Source organism: Candidatus Accumulibacter sp. ACC005, from assembly GCF_907163215.1.
GTDB lineage: Bacteria > Pseudomonadota > Gammaproteobacteria > Burkholderiales > Rhodocyclaceae > Accumulibacter > Accumulibacter regalis.
In genome coordinates this window covers 499,019-517,081 of sequence record NZ_CAJQUB010000006.1, presented here as the reverse complement: position 1 = coordinate 517,081, position 18,063 = coordinate 499,019, and the positions used below count along the sequence as shown (strand labels likewise).

Annotated in this window: 18 protein-coding genes; 10 read left to right on the top strand and 8 right to left on the bottom strand. The window is 61.8% G+C overall.

The annotated features are described in order from the left end of the window. On the top strand, positions 1–1,218 hold a 1,218-nt coding region (locus QZ613_RS09445; RefSeq protein ID WP_291982118.1), incomplete at its 5' end, for a transposase. A gap of 466 nt (positions 1,219–1,684) precedes the next feature. Here the strand turns inward: QZ613_RS09445 and QZ613_RS09440 are convergent. The 6 genes from QZ613_RS09440 to QZ613_RS09415 form a co-directional block, all read right to left on the bottom strand. Then, entirely contained in the window at positions 1,685–2,200 is a 516-nt protein-coding gene (locus QZ613_RS09440; RefSeq protein ID WP_291982115.1) for a hypothetical protein, read from the bottom strand. After that, entirely contained in the window at positions 2,197–2,877 is a 681-nt protein-coding gene (locus tag QZ613_RS09435) for an SOS response-associated peptidase (protein WP_291982114.1), read from the bottom strand. The genes QZ613_RS09440 and QZ613_RS09435 overlap by 4 nt, the downstream gene beginning before the upstream one ends. A gap of 1 nt (position 2,878) precedes the next feature. Beyond that, on the bottom strand, positions 2,879–3,160 hold the full coding sequence (locus QZ613_RS09430) for a DUF6794 domain-containing protein (protein WP_291982112.1): 282 nt from the start codon (positions 3,158–3,160) through the stop codon (positions 2,879–2,881). Next, a complete protein-coding gene (locus QZ613_RS09425; protein WP_291982110.1) occupies positions 3,157–3,675 on the bottom strand; it encodes a thermonuclease family protein in 519 nt (172 codons plus the stop codon). Before QZ613_RS09425 ends, QZ613_RS09430 begins: the two co-directional genes overlap by 4 nt. Before the next feature lie 130 nt (positions 3,676–3,805). Continuing rightward, entirely contained in the window at positions 3,806–4,222 is a 417-nt protein-coding gene (locus QZ613_RS09420) for a hypothetical protein (protein ID WP_291982108.1), read from the bottom strand. Between the two features lie 567 nt (positions 4,223–4,789). Continuing rightward, on the bottom strand, positions 4,790–5,260 hold the full coding sequence (locus tag QZ613_RS09415; RefSeq protein ID WP_291982106.1) for a heavy metal-binding domain-containing protein: 471 nt from the start codon (positions 5,258–5,260) through the stop codon (positions 4,790–4,792). 188 nt (positions 5,261–5,448) lie between these two features. Between QZ613_RS09415 and QZ613_RS09410 the strand changes: the two genes are divergently transcribed. The 9 genes from QZ613_RS09410 (at position 5,449) to QZ613_RS09370 (ending at position 14,974) form a co-directional block, all read left to right on the top strand. Further along, on the top strand, positions 5,449–5,931 hold the full coding sequence (locus QZ613_RS09410) for a S26 family signal peptidase (protein WP_291982104.1): 483 nt from the start codon (positions 5,449–5,451) through the stop codon (positions 5,929–5,931). Between the two features lie 439 nt (positions 5,932–6,370). Beyond that, on the top strand, positions 6,371–8,338 hold the full coding sequence (gene mobH, locus QZ613_RS09405; protein WP_291982102.1) for a MobH family relaxase: 1,968 nt from the start codon (positions 6,371–6,373) through the stop codon (positions 8,336–8,338). A gap of 99 nt (positions 8,339–8,437) precedes the next feature. After that, positions 8,438–9,067: a type-F conjugative transfer system protein TraW gene (gene traW, locus QZ613_RS09400; protein ID WP_291982101.1), complete on the top strand. Its 630-nt coding sequence runs from the start codon at positions 8,438–8,440 to the stop codon at positions 9,065–9,067. Next, positions 9,051–10,064: a conjugal transfer pilus assembly protein TraU gene (gene traU, locus QZ613_RS09395; protein WP_291982099.1), complete on the top strand. Its 1,014-nt coding sequence runs from the start codon at positions 9,051–9,053 to the stop codon at positions 10,062–10,064. Before traW ends, traU begins: the two co-directional genes overlap by 17 nt. 4 nt (positions 10,065–10,068) lie before the next feature. Beyond that, positions 10,069–10,779 (top strand): type-F conjugative transfer system pilin assembly protein TrbC, encoded by a 711-nt coding sequence (trbC, locus tag QZ613_RS09390; protein ID WP_291982097.1) that lies wholly within the window; start codon positions 10,069–10,071, stop codon positions 10,777–10,779. Then, entirely contained in the window at positions 10,776–11,972 is a 1,197-nt protein-coding gene (locus QZ613_RS09385) for a hypothetical protein (protein WP_291982095.1), read from the top strand. Before trbC ends, QZ613_RS09385 begins: the two co-directional genes overlap by 4 nt. Continuing rightward, positions 11,972–14,047 carry a conjugal transfer protein TraN gene (locus tag QZ613_RS09380; RefSeq protein WP_291982093.1) on the top strand — a complete coding sequence of 692 codons (2,076 nt, stop codon included), beginning with the start codon at positions 11,972–11,974 and terminating at the stop codon, positions 14,045–14,047. Before QZ613_RS09385 ends, QZ613_RS09380 begins: the two co-directional genes overlap by 1 nt. Before the next feature lie 82 nt (positions 14,048–14,129). Further along, positions 14,130–14,651, top strand: a complete 522-nt coding sequence (locus QZ613_RS09375) for a hypothetical protein (RefSeq protein WP_291868507.1) — start codon at positions 14,130–14,132, stop codon at positions 14,649–14,651. 98 nt (positions 14,652–14,749) lie between these two features. After that, positions 14,750–14,974 carry an AlpA family phage regulatory protein gene (locus QZ613_RS09370; protein WP_291868514.1) on the top strand — a complete coding sequence of 75 codons (225 nt, stop codon included), beginning with the start codon at positions 14,750–14,752 and terminating at the stop codon, positions 14,972–14,974. Here QZ613_RS09370 and QZ613_RS09365 read toward each other — a convergent pair. Both QZ613_RS09365 and guaA read right to left on the bottom strand, forming a co-directional pair. Beyond that, complete coding sequence (locus tag QZ613_RS09365; protein WP_291868512.1) at positions 14,871–16,154, bottom strand: site-specific integrase; 1,284 nt, start codon at positions 16,152–16,154, stop codon at positions 14,871–14,873. The genes QZ613_RS09370 and QZ613_RS09365 overlap by 104 nt on opposite strands. A gap of 298 nt (positions 16,155–16,452) precedes the next feature. Further along, complete coding sequence (gene guaA / locus QZ613_RS09360; RefSeq protein WP_291982091.1) at positions 16,453–18,018, bottom strand: glutamine-hydrolyzing GMP synthase; 1,566 nt, start codon at positions 18,016–18,018, stop codon at positions 16,453–16,455. Positions 18,019–18,063: the final 45 nt, after the last annotated feature.

The following is an 18,063-nucleotide window of genomic DNA, read 5'->3' as shown; positions in this document are numbered from 1 at the left end:
ATAGCGCGTGCCCTGGCGCAGGTGCGCGGTACCGACGCCGTATCGCGCGTGTTGAGTATGGCGGATTTTATCGGCTTGGGAGTACTGCGTCACCTGCAGGGTATGCGCACCCTGCGCGAGCAGGTGCAGTTGCTTCTGCATTGGGAACCGGGAACGGCGCTGCGCGTGCCGCTGGCACGTTCGACGTGGTCGGACGCGCTGTCCTCGCGCCGCCGCCGCGCGGTCTTGCAGGCGGCGATGCCGCCGTTGCTTACCGAGGCCCGGGCGGTGTTGCCGGATCGTCTGGCGAAATTCCCTGCACTGCAAGGACGCCCGGTGTATGCGATGGATGGGACCTATCAAAGCGAAAGCGCCCACTACGGGCGGTGTACGCCCCGCCAGGGCGGCGAGGACAATCCCAAGGGACACGCGCTGTTGAGCTTCTACGACGTGCGCCTGGGCTGTCCCGCCGACGTTTACGTCGATACCCGCAGTCGCCACGAGACGGCGCTGTTGCGCGACTACGACCAATCCGCGCAAGCCATGACCCGTCACAAGGGTGCCCTGTGGTTGGTCGACCGCGCTTTCATCGACGCGGCGTTTTGGGATGGCCGGAAAAAGCGCTTGGGCGTGACCATGATCACGCGCATGAAATGCAGCCTGTGCATCGATTCTACCGAGGGCTTGGCGGTGGCGGACGTGCCGGCCAACGAAGGGGTGCTCAAGGATCTGCGCATCACCCTGCGCAGTTCCCGGCAAGACTGGCGCTTGATCACCTTCCGCAGCCGGCGCGGGCATCTCGTGGAGTTTCTGACCAACGAGTTCAAGCTCGAACCCGGCCTCATCGCCTTCCTCTACTCGCGCCGCTGGGAGGAGGAGAAGTGTTTTGACACCTGGAAGAACGACTTCAGCCAGGCCAAGGCCTGGGGCGCCAGCCTGGCGGCCATCGAGAATCAGGTCCGCCTGGCCATTGTCACCAGCCTCTTGGTGGCCTTGCTGCTGCACCGCAGAATGGGTCAGCACGGAATCGTGGACGAGAAAGCATTGCGCAAGCAGGACCGGCGCCAGACCTCTGCAACCGACGGGACCGATCGCCCCGACTGGAGCAGCCCGGTATTCCGCTACACCTCCAAGGTGAGCCGCCAAGTCTTGCGGTTCTTCAAGCACTGTTTTCACAAACCGGCCTCGCAGGCGCTTTATGAGGCCCAGTTGCGGCCATTGTTGTTGGCATATCTATGAGGCAACCGGACACCGTTGGTCAGAAAGATCAGCCAGTCACGTCGCCGACGAAGCGAATGTCCGATCATCGATGAATAGCAGCCAGAGCAGCCCCTGAACCGTCCTGTCTGCTCCGGCCGAGAACTGGACCGACAGCGAACAGAACCTGGCGGCGGGTTTCGGATCAGTTAGCCGACGTTCGCGCCGGGCGATTTTTCGCCGCCTCTACGTCTCTTGATGGCCGGTTGCCGACCGACGCTATTCTGCGCCCACCGGCTGCTTACCGCCACGTAGCGGTCGGTCAGGCGAAGAAAGTCACGTGCGTAGCCGAATGACCGCTTTCGGCTGATCGCTGCAGGTCAACGTTGGCTTTTGAGAAAAGTCGCGACCGTTTCTTCCGGGCCGACAGCTGACCTCCGTCGGCCCCTTGACGGCGATTCTTCTTCCAAGAGCAAGCGCTCAAGCTCAAGCATGCCGAAACGCGCGGCTATCGGTAGTCCTCACCCTCAATTCTTTCTACCGCGGCGTTGTGGATTAGGCTGATCACGCCTTCGGCGATCTGCCCACAGATCTCTTCGGGCAGGTTCAGTTCCTGACGCAGTCGATTCATGGCGCCGAAGTGGCGCGTCAGCGCATGATCCATCTGCTCGAGATCGATGGAGGCCACGCCGGGGATCACCTCGATCGTGTCGCACAGGCAGCTTTCCAGCATCTGGATTGAGTCGTCGGCCTGGGAGAGGAAGAAGAACCAGTAGGGCCACTCTTGGTCGAGACGCTTCAAGTACGCTCGCACCTCGGGAATCTCAAAAAGCTCGCGCGGGTCGTCGTTGTAACCATCGATTACCAGACTGACGCGACCGCAGAACTCAAGGGCAACCTTTCGGTCAGCCGTCAGCTCGCGCAGAGATGCCAAGGGCTCATCAACGTCGCAGGTTTCCACCTGCTGGCGCGAGAACAACAAGACCACGGGTTCGGAAATGGCAGGTCGCAAGCGCTGGTTCATACACGTTCCACGAACGTTGAGGAATCGTTGCGGGACGAATTGACCGCCCGGGTCACTGGGTAGGCGATCATGTCTCCACATTCGGCAGGGCGAAGCATCGCCCGCAGCGTTTCTGTATCGGTGTTGGCCGGGTCCAGCCATTCGTCGTAATCGTTGGCGGGCAAGATCGCGGGCATCCGGTCATGGATGGGCATCATCAATGAATTGGCGGCGGTCGTGATGATGCAACACGAGTGGATTTCCTCCCCGTTGGGCGATACCCATCGTTCCGTGAGCCCGGCAAACCCGAACAGCTCGCCTTCATCTCGTGGCCGAATGTAGTACGGCTGCTTTACCGCATGACCCGTTTCCTGCACGGACTTCCACTCGTAGAAACCGTTGGCAGGCACAAGGCATCTGCCGCGACGAAAGGCGCTGCGGAATGCGGGTTTCTCTGCGACGGTCTCCCCACGGGCGTTGATGAGTTTCGCTCCGATGGTGGTGTCCTTGGCCCAGAGCGGAATCAGTCCCCATCGGTAGAGGCTGGCAACTCTCACGCTTTGCGATCCCGAATGAACCACCAGCGCCTTTGTCGTCGGTGCAATGTTGTAGTGCGGCGCGAAGTCGAACTCGTGATCAAGGTCGAACTGCTCCCGAATGCGGGAGGTCGGACCGTAGAGGGCATACCGACCGCACATCTCAATGGACCTTCGGAACGTCTTCGCGCAGACGACGCCAAAGTTCTTCTATGATCACCAGGGACGCATCATCGGCATTTCGCGTGCCCGTTGATTCCAGCAGCCGTCCGTTTCCCGAATGGAGACCAAGGTTGTTGCGAATCCACGTCCCCAAACCGAAGTGCAAGCCGATGAGATCGGGTTCCGACAGGGAAGCAATGCTTGCTTTGTCGTCGTCCGGCAGGGTGGCGATCACTACGCCGACCGCTTCGTCAATCGTCGCTGGCCACTGCTTTTGAGTCATCGGCGTTGGGCCTTCCGCCAATCCCACGGCGGGATCGGTGAAGCGTCCGCCCAAAGCCCGGCGCGCTTGGCGCGTGCCTCGTGTTCCGCAAATTCATACCGCCCCGCATCCTCGGCCGACTGATCCTTCGCGTACTTCTCGTACCACCACGCGAGCCCCATCGTGACCTGCGCAAGGCCGGCGTCCAGCGTTTTGGGACAGGTAGGGCAGTCGGAAGGTGCGACCATTACCTTGCCCACGATACGGCGGTACCGGTCGCGCTTGTTCCACTGGACATCGACCTCTTTGCCGAACACGAGCGCCGACATGCTTTGCTTGGAGCGCTGCCCGTATGGCTGGGCCTTTTCGGGGGAATCGACTCCCCCGATCCTGATCTTGTGCTGCTGATGGTCAGCGTCGAGAACGGTGACGGTATCGCCATCGGCCACGCCCACCACCGTGCCAACCAACGTTTCCGCGCGGGTAGCGATGCTTGCCAGCAACAGAAACGCAAATACCAAATGTCCGGCCTGCATTGTTCTCTCTTCTCCTTCCTCATCGTCGCCTCTGCAACAACCGGGTCATTGAGCTTTCATTCATGACACGCGCTGCGCGAGGCACTTTTCCCGTCGTGGCTTGCTCGCCGGACCGCAAGAGCTCGAACACTCAGTGCTCAAGCGCCAGGTCCACCAAGGCGCGCTCCTCGTTCTCCGTGGGTTTCCATTTGTACTCAGCGCGATACTGCTTCTCCGCCAGATACGGCCCAAAGTCGACGACCCGTTCGGCGGTGCCTGTCATCCCGAAGCCGAACATCTCCCCGGCCAGCATCATCTTGCGCGATTGAAGGTCTGAGTCGACCCGCCCCTCCGGGTCTAGCGGAAGCACCATGTAGTCGATGCGAACCACCTCTACGGGCTTGCGATCGGCAAGCTGCACATAGACCATCGCACAGCGGAGCCGTTGGCCCGCATACTCGGGCATTGCTTCATTCAAGTCGCGATCGACGAGGCGCTCGAAGCGACGCTGGGACACGCGGATGATCCGATCACCGTCTAAAAACAGGATCCGAACGCCGATGCTCATACCGAATTCCCCCGAACCTTTGAGCGTTCAACTTTGCCGCCGCCTGCCCAAAGGGCAGTGACCGTTGGACACCGCTGACCCCCCGTTGGGAAGAAAACACCGCTCGTTGGCGCTGCATTAGCCCAACAGTTCGGCGGACCTCCATTATCGGAGATCCGACGATCACCCGTTGACTGCCAGTAGCGTCACGGCAAATGAACGTGGCACTTCCCGTCTGGTTGCCCATCGTCGATCCGATGATGAACCGCCCCAGCGAAATCTCGCGACAAGCGCCACTCGAATATTGACGGTCTTTACGTCGTTTGTCATCACGACAGCTTCGGGCGCGCAGGCCAGGTTAGTGAGCTGCGGTTCGAGAAGGCAGCAACACTGATCGTCGCCGAGCGGAGGTCCGTGCGCGCCGCGATCGCAGGCGACGATCGCCTTCGCTCCGGCCGAGCACCGCTTGCTTCACTGCATGCCTTGCACGAGGACACGCTCGCGTCTTCGAGACGGCCAGTCCGGCGATCAATCAATCTGGCCTTGGCGTCGTGCCGCGTGTCGTTGCCAGAAGGCGCAGCACCCTGTTCACGCCGCCGCTTCAGCGCTCGGCACTTTCTGGTTCACGACGACGGCCGTTCCCTGGTAGGTGACTCTCGACACTCGCCATTGCGATCCAGCCTGGTCATAGTGGGCATTGCTCTTGCGAAGTCCCACAATGGCATTGGCCCCCATGGCAAGCCCCTGGCGTGCCAGATCCAACAACGCTTGTTTCTCCGCCAGGCGGTACTCCCAGTCGGATGCTGCCTCAGTTTCGGACAGTGCCTCCACGTAGCCGATCGTTCTGACGGTCCGTTCGCCGGGAACGGCGTTCGTGGTGACCAGCAAGATCTCATTTCTGATGAGCTTGAGCTGCTGCTCCAGTTGATCGAGCTGGCGTTTGGTGACTGCCTTCGATCGCCGATTCCAGCGGAACACGGCGATGACGAATAGCAGCAGCGCCAATAGCGGCAAAGTGCTGAAGATGGCGCTGGTTTGTGATGCAGCGGCGATAGTCATGGAGACCTCCAATCAGTTGATTACCGCTCCAGATTCTCACGGGTCCGTAAAACTGCAAGCACCTTCCGGCATAACGCTCGTTACCCGCCCGAGCCTGCACGGATTCCCGATTCGCCTGCTGCCGAAAAGCGTCACCGCAGGGCGTATTTCCAAATCCTGAGGCTTGCGGCGCCGATACAGTGGCGGCCATGTCTATCCGTTTTTTCGATCTCCTTGGACGCTGGTTTCCACTGCTGCTTTGGGTCATTGCCGCCCATTTGGCGTTTGGCCGCGCCTATCTGGTCACCTTGAACCTCACCGAGAGCCTTCCGGGCATATTCTTCCTGGTCGAGAAAGACGTCATGCCAGCGCGCGGGGACCTGGTCGCCTTCCGGTGGGAGGCCAACTGGCCCTATCCGCGCGGGAGCCTGTTTCTCAAACGCTTGATCGGCTTACCCGGCTCCGTCGTCACCGCGATAGGGCGAGATTTCCGGGTGGATGGCGAGCCGGTCGGTCGTGCCAAGGAGCGCGCCAGGACCGGCGAGCCCCTGGACACTGGCCCGGTCGGAGTCATTCCCGACGGGCGCTACTACGTTTCCGGCTCGCATCCCGACAGCCTTGATTCACGCTATCGGCTGACCGGCTGGGTGAGTCGGCAGCAGATCGTCGGGAAAGCGCATCGGATCTTTTGACGTGCGACGCATCGGGTCTTGGGGAATCCTCGCCGACTGCGCTGTACGCGAGGTTGCCCAACGCTCCAAGCGCCTCTGGATCGCCGTCCTCCATCAAGCAATCGAAGATGCCAAGGGCAACACACGATCGGCCGAGAAATCGGCAAGCACTGTCGAAGGTGTGCAGCGGGACGCCCTGATCTGGATTTTTCATGACCAATCCACGGCCGGCAATTCCTTCCACGCAATCTGCGACCTCCTCGATCTCGACCCCGATCAGGCACGCCAGGGTCTTCGCCGCGTACCCGCGATTCGGCGCGGCTTGCACCGAACCCGGCTGGATGTGGGCCAAGGGGAGGGATGACCGATGTTCGGCTTGATCAGGAAAGCGATTCGGCAGGATAACCAAGGCCAAAAACCGTCGGCAAGCCTTCCCGTAACCCCGCCGTCGGAGCAGGCCATGGACGAAGAGATTCCACGCTACCCGCCGTTCATGAAGGGCCTGCCGGCAACCCACCCCGACAAACTCATCGAGACGCAGCGGGAACTGATCGGCCAAATCCGCGAAGCCGGCCTTGCGTCTTCGGAAATCTTCGAGCAGTTCTATCGGCAGTCGCTGCGTCGCTTTGCTTCCTATGCCCACCTCCTGCCGGCCAGCCAGACGCATCATCATCGCGGCGCCGGTGGGCTGCTGCGTCACGCGGCCGAAGTCGCCCTGTGGTCGCTCCAGTCCGGCGATCGCGTGCTTCTCCCCGGAGAGCAGGCGCCGCGCCGCCGCCGCGAACTTCAACCACGGTGGCATCTGGCGGTATTCCTCGCCGCCCTTTGCCACGACGTCGGCAAGCCGGTCACCGACCTGGCCGTCACCAGCCGGGATGGCGCGCAGGTCTGGAACCCCTTCGTCGAAGACCTCTACACCTGGGCCTGCCGGCATCAGGTGGATCGCTACTTTCTGCATTGGCGCGAGAATCGTGGCAAGAAGCACCAGGCCATTTCCGCCTTGATTGCCGAACGCATCATCAGCCCACAGGGTCTGGCCTGGATCGCCGCGGCTGACACCGAGCTGGTGCTGTGGATGATGGAAACGATCAACGGCTCACCCAGCGCCGAGAATCCGATTCACGATCTCGTCATTCGCGCGGATCAGGCCAGCGTCGAGCGCGACTTGCGCAATCTTGGCGTCGCCTTTACCGGCTACGAGATCGGCCTGCCGGTCGAACGCTTCCTGGTGGACATCATGCGCCGGCTGGTTCGTGAGGGAATCTGGGGAGTCAATCAACCGGGCTCGCGACTCTGGCATATCGATGGGCATCTCTACCTCGTCTGGCCGGCCGCTGGCGAGGAAATCGCCGCCCTCATTCATCAGGAAAAGATTCCTGGCTTGCCGAGAACGCCGAACAGTCTTCTCGATATGCTCGTGGAACGGCAGTTGGCGAGTGTCCGCGAGGATCGTGCCGACGGCCATCGCTACTGGGTGATCGCCCCGGCGGTGCTGGCCGAGAAAATCCCGAACATCCGACTGACGGCGATCAGGCTTCGTGAGGTAGCGCTGCTCATCGAGCCTGCGCCGCCCTGCGTTCCGGGAAGACTTCTCGAGCAGGACGAACCCGTAACAGAGGCGCCTGAGTTGCCGACCCCGAGGTCATCGCCGCTGATCGAGTCACCGGTTTCCGTTGCGGTCCGTCGGATGCCAGAGCCTCCTACTAACCCAGAGCCCAGTTTCAACCCGCCAGCGACGGGCAGCGATCAGCTGGACGGTGCCGTCGGCGAAGCCTTGCGGGCGCTTGCCCACGACCTTCAGGCGGGCAAGAAGTCTGCCGAGCACCTGATACACATCGACCCCTCCGGCGTATTGTGTCTGAAGTGGCCGGATGCACTCAGCAGCTGTGGCCTGGACGGCAAGGCGATTCTCGACGAGTTGTCGCATCGAAACTGGCTGACGGTCGACCCGCTGTCGCCTTTTCGGAAGGTGACCGAGATCAAGGTCGAGCACGGTCAGCCGTGGAAAGTGATTCGCCTCCAGCCGGCGGTCAAGCAGCTCATGGCCATCGGACAACTGCAGCCAAAACCCGCAACCGCAGCGCCGCCAGCTACACAACACCTTCAGGAGTCCAGGCCGAGCCAGGGTAAGACCGAGAAACCCGGTGAAGACGAGCGGCTGAAGTTGATTCAGGGCATCGTCGCCACCTTGCGCGACGGCGTAAAAACTGGCGTCCTGACATCAGAGCGGGAGGGGAACTTCACCTGGATTCCCTCCCGCCAGGCCGAACCCCTGTTGGTCGAGCGACTCCAGTTGGCCAGGATGCAGATCCTGCGCCTGGGGAGCGTCGTCCCGGACGTGTTTCTGTGTCAAACGCGGAATCGGGCGCATTGCTACCGAATTCCCGTCCCGCCCGCTGGCGATGGCAGCCAGAACCGGAGCGCGTAGCCGCGGCAACCATCATCGCCCGATGCCGAGGCGAAATGCGCCCCGTAAAGTCGCATTTCGAAATCCACAGCCGCCGACGGCAGACCAGAATCGATTCCCATGTCGATTCAAGCCCCACTGCCGTTCTTCGCCCTGCTGCTCGCCGCTTCGATGCCCATCGCGCACGCGGAGGATCTCGGTGTCGTCGGGCCGACCTACGACATTGCAGAGCCGGATCTGCTGGACGTCATCGAGTCACGTCTCAAACACATGGAGAAAACTGGCGAACTCGCCCGGAAACAGAACGAACACCGCGATCGCGTCGTTGCTGCCGTCGAGAAACCCAGACCCGTCGACGGCCTCAAGGCCACCGTCACCCGGCGCCGCTTCTTCATCGACCCGACGTGGATCCTCGACCACGACATCCGTAATGCCGACGGCGCGATCCTTTTCGCGCGCGGACTAAGGGTGAATCCCCTCGACCACGTTTCCCTTCGCGAACGGCTCGTGTTTTTTGACGGGCGGGATCGCCGCCAGGTCGCCTTTGCGCAACAGGCGCTGGCGAGCCCCGAGGGGGGCGCCAAACCCATCCTGGTCGCCGGTGAGCCCCTGGCGCTAATGCGCTCGTGGAAACGCCGCGTCTTCTACGACCAGGGCGGTAGCTTGAGCCGCCGCCTCGGCATTCGTCAGGTGCCGGCGGTGGTCAGTCAGGATGGCAAGAGGCTAAGGGTCGATGAAGTTCGTCCGTAAGTGCCTCTTGTTGTTCTTCTTGGCGGTGGCGATTGGGCGTAGCGGGCCTGCCCTGGCATCGCCGACCTGCACTGGCCGCTTCGCCAATCCGATCACCGATATCTGTTGGCGCTGCATGCTGCCGATCCGCTTCGGTGGCCTCGATCTGCTGTCCATGGGACAGGAAGACACGCCGAATCCCGGTGGCTCACCGCTTTGTGCGTGCCCCTCCCAATTGCGCGTGGGTTTCAAGGTGAGCTTTTGGGAGCCGGTCAGGCGAGTCGATGTGGTGCGTCGCCCGTTCTGCCTGACCAGTCTCGGCGGACTCGAGCTTGATCCCGGCTTCGATGCGCCGCGCGGTTCGCGTTTCAGCCAGGACAGCACGTCGACCTCGTCTTTCTATCAGGTGCATTGGTACGTCGATCCGGTCATCTTTTGGCTGGAAGCGATCTTCGACAATGCCTGTCTGGAGCAGGGCGGTTTCGATGTCGCCTATCTCACCGAACTGGACCCGATGTGGCACGACGACGAGCTGACCTTCATTCTCAACCCCGAGGTCGCGCTGTTCGGCAACCTGGCGGCCCGCGCGGCGTGTGCCGCCGATTGCGCAGCGGCCACCGCCGGCTTTCCGCTCAATACCCTGTTCTGGTGTGCCGGCTGCCAGGGCAGCCTCTATCCGCTGAATGGCAACGTGCAGGCCCATATCGGAGGCGTCCAGGCATCGAGTCTGGAAATGACCCGACTGATCGCCAAGATGCACCGGGAAGGGCTGATGTGGGCGGCCTCCGGCGAGGACGGACTCTGCGGCTACTACCCGCAGCCGATCATGGACAAGACGGGCTACAAGTATCACATGCTCTACCCGATTCCTCAGACCGTTCAGCTATCGGGGAAATGCTGCCAGCCGCTGGGGCGATCGACGATCCTGTGGGGCGCCGGGCGCGAGTTTCCCTTCGAGGGCGAGGATTTCGCGTACATGGTCTTCCGCAAACGGAACTGTTGCCAAGGCGCGTTCTGAGGCCATGAGCAGGCGACCGCGGATCCTGCTGTCGGTGCTTTGCCTCGGCGTCGGCGCCTGGGGGGGGCCGGTGACGTGCGCGCTGGCTCAAGGCGTAGGACCCTCGGACAGCGAGCTGCGGGCTACCCGCGAGCGCATGGGTTCTCTTCTGGACGCCGTCGAGGTGCCGAAGGCCACTGGCCGTCCAACGGTTCCCGATCCGACCAGGCTGCCACAGCCCGCGACCACGGGGCCCGATATCGCCCGGATGGCCGAGACCTACCGCCAGGCCCCACCAAGCTCGGCAGCGGGCAAGGATGTCCCGGAGTTGATGGTGTTTGTTTCCTTTTCGTTGCCGAAGGAAACGCTGCAGCGAATCGTCGGCCAGGCGGAGAAATCCGGCGCCGTCTTGGTCCTGCGCGGACTTCACGGGAATTCCCTCACGCGCATGGGTGAGGAGATCGCGCGACTGGTCGGCGACCGGAAGGTCACGGCGATCATTCATCCACCGGCCTTCAAGCAGTTCAAGGTACGGCAGGTGCCGGCACTGGTACTGGCGCGGTCCGGCCAGGCGTCAAAGATCGGCGAAGACGGCTGTGCCCCGGGGTCGAGCTTCATCCGCGTCGACGGCGATGTCACTCAGGACTACGCGCTTGATCTGATCGAGCGACAGGCGCCGGCGTGGGCCGATGTGGCGCGCCGCTACGCGGCGAGACTCTCGGGGACGCGGCCATGAGCAAGCGGTGGGTCGTCGTCCTTGCGTTGCTCCTGGCAAGCCGTGTCTGGGCGCAAGGCGATGCTGCGAGCAGCGCGTTTGCCGAGGGTAAAGCGCTGGGCGCCGGTACGATCGACAGCGCCTTCCAGGCAATTGGCAACGGCACCGGCGCCACGACGGTGCCCGGCTTCGGATTGAACACTCCCCAATCGCAGGTTTTCCAGGCGGGGCAGGGTCAGTTGTCGGGGCCGGGTACGGCCAAGATCATCGACTGCGCCAGCCAGGCGCCTGAAGTGGACTCCTACCGGCGGCAGGAGTGTGACGCCGTCAATTTCGTGGCCCGCAACCCGGCGGTGCGACCGGCGTTCTCGATCGATCGCGCCAACGATCCTCTGATCAGTCGTGCCCGAGTGTTGACCCGCAATCCGACGATGGGCGCAACCGGCATTACCGCCGTGAATCCTGCCGAGCAGTGCCGGGTGGTGACCGAGACCCAGCCCGCGTCGTTCAGCAAGGAAACGTGCAACGACTATCGGCCAGTGAGCAGCGCGTTCTGTTCGACCGCGCGCCAGATCAGCGTCGATCAGCATCATCGCTACCAGTGCGTCGAACAGATGCAGTCGGTGAGCAATGCCTCGTGCTTCATAGGGCAACAGATCGCCGTCGATACGCGTTACCGCTACCAGTGCAATCAGACGGTGCAGGGCTACGAGTCGCTGAGCTGTCGGCGAGGGGTTTCCGTCACCGTCGGGTTTGGCCAGTGCTCCCCCGGTGTCTGGCTCGGCCGCGCGGCGTTTGTCGATTGCGGCCGCTGCGTCGATCCGTACATGGCGATGAACATCTTTTGCGGTAGCGATGGTCGATCGTACGAAGTGGAGCCCTACCGTTCCAGCGACGGCGCCAATCGCTTCGACTACCAGACACTCGGCTATTCCTGGGATGGCAGCTACGGCCGTTTCCCGGTGGCGGTCGCGCCCGGTCAATCGGTCAGCGATCACTACGTCAGCGATCTCGGTTTCGGCTGCCATCTCTACGTCTATTTCAGCGTCAGCTGCAGCGCGACCACCTGTACGCCGTCGGTGCGCAACGTCAGTGCCGGCTGCAACTCGGCCGGTGGCAGCGGCACCGGGGCGGCGTTGCAGCTGCCGATGTCCACGACGGTCGGCAGTTGGCGGTCGAGCGAGTGCGCCAGCTTGCAGCAGCGAGCGCAGTGATGAAGGCGTTGCTTGCGATGTCGTTCGTCATCACCCTCGCGGGACAAGCGACCGCCGGCGATTGTCGGCTGGCGAGTTCGACTTGTGTCGATAGCACCGCGAGCAAGACGATCTCCGGCATCGTAGTGACGCTGGCACAGGTTGGCGGCTGCTGGGAGTACCAGGACACCTATACCTGCATCAAGCCCGAGGCCATCGACTACTGTGCCGCACTGGCCACGGCCGGTTGCGGGCAGATCGGTTCGAGCTGCAGCGATACCGCATTCAATGGGAGCTGCAACACTTATACGAAGACGTTTCAGTGTGGCACCGATCAGGGAGAGCCCAGCAACACGCTTCGGTTGAGCAATAGCTACACGCTGCTCACCGACGCTCCCGACGCCAGTGCCTGCAGCAGCTATGCGCAGAACGCACGCTGCCGGCTGGCGGCGCATACCTGCGTCGATTCGACGCCATGCAAGCTGGATGCCAGCGGGGCGACGGTTTGCCTGGCCGGCGTGACGCCGCCGGAAGGCGGGCTGAACTCGACGGCGAGCTGTTGGCGCTATCAGGACGACTATTCGTGCATTGCCGACGACCCCCTCGATTACTGCGCGGCGATCAAGGCGACCGAGGGCTGTACGCTGCTCACTTCGACCTGCGACAGCACGGCCTTCGACGGGTCGTGCAATCAATACACGCGCCAGTATCAGTGCACCAACGTGACGGCATCGACCAACCCGCCGACGGTCGTGCCACTCGACACTTCGTACACCATCGTCTCGAACACACTCGACACCAGCGGCTGTACCTCGCTGGCGGAAAGCAGCAATTGCGTCCATGCCGCGCACACCTGCACGGACAACACGCCTTGCAAGACGATCAACGGCCTGCAGGTCTGCCTGGACACCGTCTCGCCCCTTCCGGAAGGGGCCCTAAGTGCGGGCGATTCCTGCTGGGCGTGGTCCGAGGACTACACCTGTGCCGCGACGGCGCTGAGCGATGACTGCCAGGAGCTGATCGACCGGGGATGCACCCAGGTGGGCAGCGACTGTGTCGACCGCCTGCCCTCGGGCGCTTGCGACCTGAGCGAACGCAGCTACTCGTGCCAGACCTCGCCGGCGGTTCAGACGCAGCGCACGGTCTGCGATCAGGCGGCGTTCTGTCAGGGCGGTGGCTGTTTCGACACCAGCCATCCCGCCGATCAGGATTTCGGCAAAGTCCTCGCCACGCTGGAGGCGGCACGCGAAGCCGGGGTCTATGGCGGCGATCAGCGGCTGTTCACGGGCGTCACGGAGCAGTGTCGCAAGCGGCTCTTCGGTCTGGTGAACTGCTGCAAGAAGGGCGGCGGTCGTACGGCGAAAAGCAACAACGCGCTGATGTCGGCGGCGATCCAGGGGGCGTACGCGGGAGGTCAGCTGGCGGTGAACGCCGGCAGCAAGTACGTCTTCGATTTCATGTATCCGCAGTACGCCGGCTATCTCGAAGCGGGCGCGAAGGCGATGATCTCGTCAGAGGTGCTGTTCACGCCGACGAATTTCCAGCCGTCGTTCAGTTTCTATGGGCTGACCCTGTCCACGGGGACGATGACCAGTGGCCTGCTCGCCGGACCGATTTTTTCCATCGGGTCGCTGGGCAGCTTCAATTTTTACTTCGACCCTTACTCCTTGGCCGTGGCGGTGGCTCTCGAGTTGCTCTCGGACCTGCTCTCGTGTGACCAGGCCGAGCAACTGCTGGCCATGCACCGGGATGCCAATCTCTGCGTCGCGGTCGGCTCCTTCTGTTCGGCCCGGGTGCCGATCATCCGGACGTGCATCGAACAGACCCAGTCGTATTGCTGTTTCAACTCTCGCCTGGCCCGGTTGATCAACGAACAGGGCAGGGGACAGATCGGCAAGAGCTGGGGAAGCGGCAGGCATCCGGATTGTTCCGGATTCACTCCGGCGGAGTTCGAACGGCTCGATTTCTCCCAGATCGACTTGGGTGAGTTCATCGCCGAAGTCACGGCCAGCGTGCGCGTACCCACGGCGTCGTCGATCGGGCAGAACGTCCGCGGCACCGTCGAGCAACGCGTCAATAGCTACTACAACCGGTAATGACTGAGCAGGCTTCTTTTTCCGGGCAAGGACGCGAGGCCTTCGGACAGGTGGATGGCGTGCATACCCTCAGGGAGATTCGATGAAAGCACCTCCGAAAACCCTTGCGCTGGCGCTGTCCGTGCTGGGTCTGCTGGGCACCAGAGACGTTGTTGCTGCGGACTTGAAGCAACATCTGATCGCGGCGATCGATGCGCCCGATGGGCGGTCCGATGGCGACCTGAGTGGGCGAATGGCGGAGTTCTTCAAAGGGCAGACGCGGTCGTCTTCGCCGCTGCGGGTTCAGGTCAGAACATTGAGCAAGTTTGCCACGGCTGCTTGTGCTCGCCTGGAGGCGACGCTGATCCAGGACGACGTGCCGACGAAGGATGGCAAGCGGGTTCCACTGGCCGTTCGCTACGAACTCAATCTGTGCCGTGACGGGCAGCCACCGAGTGAAGGGATCGACCTTGAAGCGGCGTCGCGCGTGCTTTCGGGTGAGTCGCCGGGGCTACAACAAACCGACCGCGGATCGCAACGCTACCGGGTGCCTTTCAAGGAACGAACGGGAGTAGCTAAGTCAGCACCGTTAGAGGGCCAGCCAACGCAACAATCTCTGGATTAACTAAGGGCGCGGCTATTGTCGCCATGTGCGCGGTTGCGAGCGCGAAACGGAGCACAAGGAACGCAAGAATGAACACCCGTGAGCTGAGCCATGCTGAAATGACAACACCGGGGAAGACTCTGATCAACCGTAAGCAGTTGCTCCAGATGATTCCGCTATCGGAAAGAACGATCCTCGATATGGAAAAACGTCGAGAATTTCCCCGCCGCTTTGCCATTACTACGCGTTTGGTTGCATGGGACTTGCAGGAAGTGGAGCAGTGGATTGATGCTCGGAAGGCGGCGGCAATCCAGCCGGTCGCCCCTGGCGTTCCGGCCGGATAGTCCAGCGGTCGATCATGTCGGCCCAGTCCTGCAGCATAGCGCGTCGCTGCTCTGCGTACTCTGCTTTGTTGTAGACGGCGCGAACACCTTTTTGCTCATGAGCTAAGCACTTTTCAATCCAGTCGGTGTTGTAGCCAGCCTCATGCAAGATCGTCGAGGCTGTCCGGCGTAGATCGTGAATACAGAAATCCTCCAACGGCTTGTTGTCTTTCTGAGCTGCCCGGTAAGCGAGGGTAGTGACTCGGTTCAATGTTGCCTTACTCATGGGGCTATCCTGATCATACCGAGACGGCAGGACATATCGCGATCCGCCGGCACAAGTCTTGAGCGCCACGAAAATATCTAGTGCCTGCCGAGAAAGATGAACAACATGGGGATTCCTTCGTTTCATGCGCTCGCCCGGAATTATCCATATTGCATCCATGAAGTTGACTTCGGTCCACACGGCATCCGTGAGCTCCGACTTTCGCAGCATGGTCAATAGCAGGAGCTTTACAGCTAAGCGGAAGGTGGGAGCTGTCGAAACACGCTCAAGGTACTCGTAAAGTAGCCCAATCTCTTCCGATGATAGCGCCCGATCTTTGGGCTGAAAGCGGGCAATCGAGGTTGGTCGCACCAACTCTGCGGGGTTGTCGTAGCGGTGGCCGCGCTCTAGCGCATACCGAAACACCAGTTGCACGATTTCGCGGGCATGGATCGCGGTGGCCGGAGCGCCTCGTGCGACTATCTTGTCGCACAGACTCCGCAAGTCCTCGTGCGAAACCTCCGCCATCTTCAGTCGCCCGAAAGGCGCCTTGAGATCGCGCTCGTAGACTGATCGCCGCATATCGCGCGTCGATTCCGCCATCGGGTGGTTCTTGAGCCAGAGTTCGGCCCATCCGCCAAAAGAATCTGCCTCGTTGGTCTTTAGCTTTTCGCGCGCCTTCTGGCGAGACGGAGACCGGCCGGACGCCAGAGCCTTCTTGGCCTCCGTAAGGCGCTCCCTGGCTTCGGCTAGGGTCAGCCCGGCCGGACCATAGCGACCGATTACGAGTGTCTCTTGACGGTTGTTGATGCGGTAGTTGTAGCGGAAGGAGACGGTTCCTGTACTAAGTACAGTTACGTAAAGGCCATCCCGGTCGGTGAGCTTGTACGGCTTCTCCGCGGGCTTCAGATTCCTCAATTTCGTGTCTGTCAGCATTTTTTTGCCGGCCTCCGATACCATCATTGAAAAACTAGTTTTTTGCGTACAAATTCTATTAACAATCAGTATGTTATATAGAATTGATACCATCATCTACGTGCTGTACAGATGATGGTATGAACCAGTTTACAATGAACCATCGAAAGTTCATACCATTTCTCGGACCATCAATAAGTCTCGCTTGATGATGCCGGATGCTGCCAGTTGCTGCCAGACAAAAAATAGAAACGAACTTATAAACAATAAGTTAAGATCACGAATCGCCAGCTGTTTCCTGCCGTTGCCAGACGGGTGATCATTCCCACTCGATCGTCGCTGGCGGCTTGCCCGAGATGTCGTACACCACCCGGTTGATGCCGCGCACTTCGTTGATGATCCGGCTCGACACCTTGCCGAGCAGGCTGTGCGGCAGTTCGGCCCATTGCGCGGTCATGAAGTCCTGCGTTTCGACGGCGCGCAGGGCGACGACGTATTCGTAGGTGCGACCGTCGCCCATGACCCCGACCGACTTGACCGGCAGGAAGACGGCAAAGGCCTGGCTGGTTTTCTCGTACCAGCCGGCGGCCCGCAGCTCGTCGATGAAGATGGCGTCGGCACGGCGCAGCAGGTCGGCAAACTCGGCCTTCACTTCGCCGAGGATGCGCACGCCGAGGCCGGGGCCGGGGAAGGGGTGGCGATAGACCATGTCGTGGGCCAGGCCGAGGGCGACACCGAGTTCGCGGACTTCGTCCTTGAACAGCTCGCGCAGCGGTTCGAGCAGCTTGAGATTGAGTTCTTCGGGCAGGCCGCCGACGTTGTGATGGCTCTTGATGGTATGCGCTTTCTTGGTCTTGGCGCCGGCGGACTCGATTACATCGGGGTAGATCGTTCCCTGCGCGAGCCATTTGGCGTTGGCGAGCTTCGCTGCCTCGGCCTGGAAGACCGCGACGAACTCGCGGCCGATGATCTTGCGCTTCTGCTCGGGATCAGAGACTCTCTGCAGGTGGCCCATGAACTGCGCGCTGGCGTCGACATGCACCACCTTGACGCCAAGATTGCGGGCAAAGGTGTGCATGACCTGCTCGGCCTCGTTGAGGCGCAGCAGGCCGTTATCGACGAAAACGCAGGTCAGCTGGTCGCCGATCGCGCGCTGGATCAGCGCTGCGGCGACCGACGAATCGACGCCGCCCGAGAGGCCGAGGATGACCTCCTCGTGGCCGACCTGAGCGCGAATCCTGTCCACCGCCTCGCCGACGTAGTCGGGCATGTTCCAGTCATGGCCACAGCCGCAGATGTCGCGCACGAAGCGGCCGAGGATGTCCTTGCCCTTGAGCGTGTGCGTGACCTCGGGATGAAACTGCACTGCGTAGAGCCTGCGCTCCTCGTCGGCCATCGCGGCGATCGGCGTCGATTCGTTGCTGCCGATCAGCTTGAACCCCGGCGGCAGGGTGGTGACCTTGTCGCCATGGCTCATCCAGACATCGAGCAGGCCGTGCCCTTCGCCGTTGCGTCTATCCTCGATTCCCCTGAACAACGCCGAGTGGCCGCGGGCACGCATTTCGGCGTAGCCGAATTCGCGCTTGCTCGAGCTTTCGACGCTGCCTCCCAGTTGCGCAGCCATCAGGTGCATGCCGTAGCAGATGCCGAGAACCGGGACGCCGAGTTCGAAGACCACTTGCGGGGCCTTGAAATCGTCGACGTCATAGACCGAATTGGGGCCGCCGGAGAGGATGATTCCCTGCGGCGCAAAGTCGCGGATGAACGCCTCGGAGACGTCGTAGGGATGCAGCTCGCAGTAGACCTGCTGTTCGCGGACGCGGCGGGCGATCAGCTGCGCGACCTGCGAGCCGAAGTCGAGGATCAGGATTCTCTGGTGGGACATGGCGGCGCCTCAAATGAAGCGGGCGGCCCGTGGCCGCCCGTGAAT

Coding starts and splice junctions, on each gene's coding strand:
- QZ613_RS09425 (WP_291982110.1), bottom strand. CDS start 3,675: ATGCAGGCCGGACATTTGGTATTTGCGTTTCTGTTGCTGGCAAGCATC.
- trbC (WP_291982097.1), top strand. CDS start 10,069: ATGAGCAGGCGACCGCGGATCCTGCTGTCGGTGCTTTGCCTCGGCGTC.
- mobH (WP_291982102.1), top strand. CDS start 6,371: ATGGACGAAGAGATTCCACGCTACCCGCCGTTCATGAAGGGCCTGCCG.
- QZ613_RS09380 (WP_291982093.1), top strand. CDS start 11,972: ATGAAGGCGTTGCTTGCGATGTCGTTCGTCATCACCCTCGCGGGACAA.
- QZ613_RS09370 (WP_291868514.1), top strand. CDS start 14,750: ATGACAACACCGGGGAAGACTCTGATCAACCGTAAGCAGTTGCTCCAG.
- traU (WP_291982099.1), top strand. CDS start 9,051: ATGAAGTTCGTCCGTAAGTGCCTCTTGTTGTTCTTCTTGGCGGTGGCG.
- QZ613_RS09415 (WP_291982106.1), bottom strand. CDS start 5,260: ATGACTATCGCCGCTGCATCACAAACCAGCGCCATCTTCAGCACTTTG.
- QZ613_RS09410 (WP_291982104.1), top strand. CDS start 5,449: ATGTCTATCCGTTTTTTCGATCTCCTTGGACGCTGGTTTCCACTGCTG.
- QZ613_RS09420 (WP_291982108.1), bottom strand. CDS start 4,222: ATGAGCATCGGCGTTCGGATCCTGTTTTTAGACGGTGATCGGATCATC.
- QZ613_RS09365 (WP_291868512.1), bottom strand. CDS start 16,154: ATGCTGACAGACACGAAATTGAGGAATCTGAAGCCCGCGGAGAAGCCG.
- QZ613_RS09375 (WP_291868507.1), top strand. CDS start 14,130: ATGAAAGCACCTCCGAAAACCCTTGCGCTGGCGCTGTCCGTGCTGGGT.
- traW (WP_291982101.1), top strand. CDS start 8,438: ATGTCGATTCAAGCCCCACTGCCGTTCTTCGCCCTGCTGCTCGCCGCT.
- guaA (WP_291982091.1), bottom strand. CDS start 18,018: ATGTCCCACCAGAGAATCCTGATCCTCGACTTCGGCTCGCAGGTCGCG.
- QZ613_RS09430 (WP_291982112.1), bottom strand. CDS start 3,160: ATGACTCAAAAGCAGTGGCCAGCGACGATTGACGAAGCGGTCGGCGTA.
- QZ613_RS09440 (WP_291982115.1), bottom strand. CDS start 2,200: ATGAACCAGCGCTTGCGACCTGCCATTTCCGAACCCGTGGTCTTGTTG.
- QZ613_RS09385 (WP_291982095.1), top strand. CDS start 10,776: ATGAGCAAGCGGTGGGTCGTCGTCCTTGCGTTGCTCCTGGCAAGCCGT.
- QZ613_RS09435 (WP_291982114.1), bottom strand. CDS start 2,877: ATGTGCGGTCGGTATGCCCTCTACGGTCCGACCTCCCGCATTCGGGAG.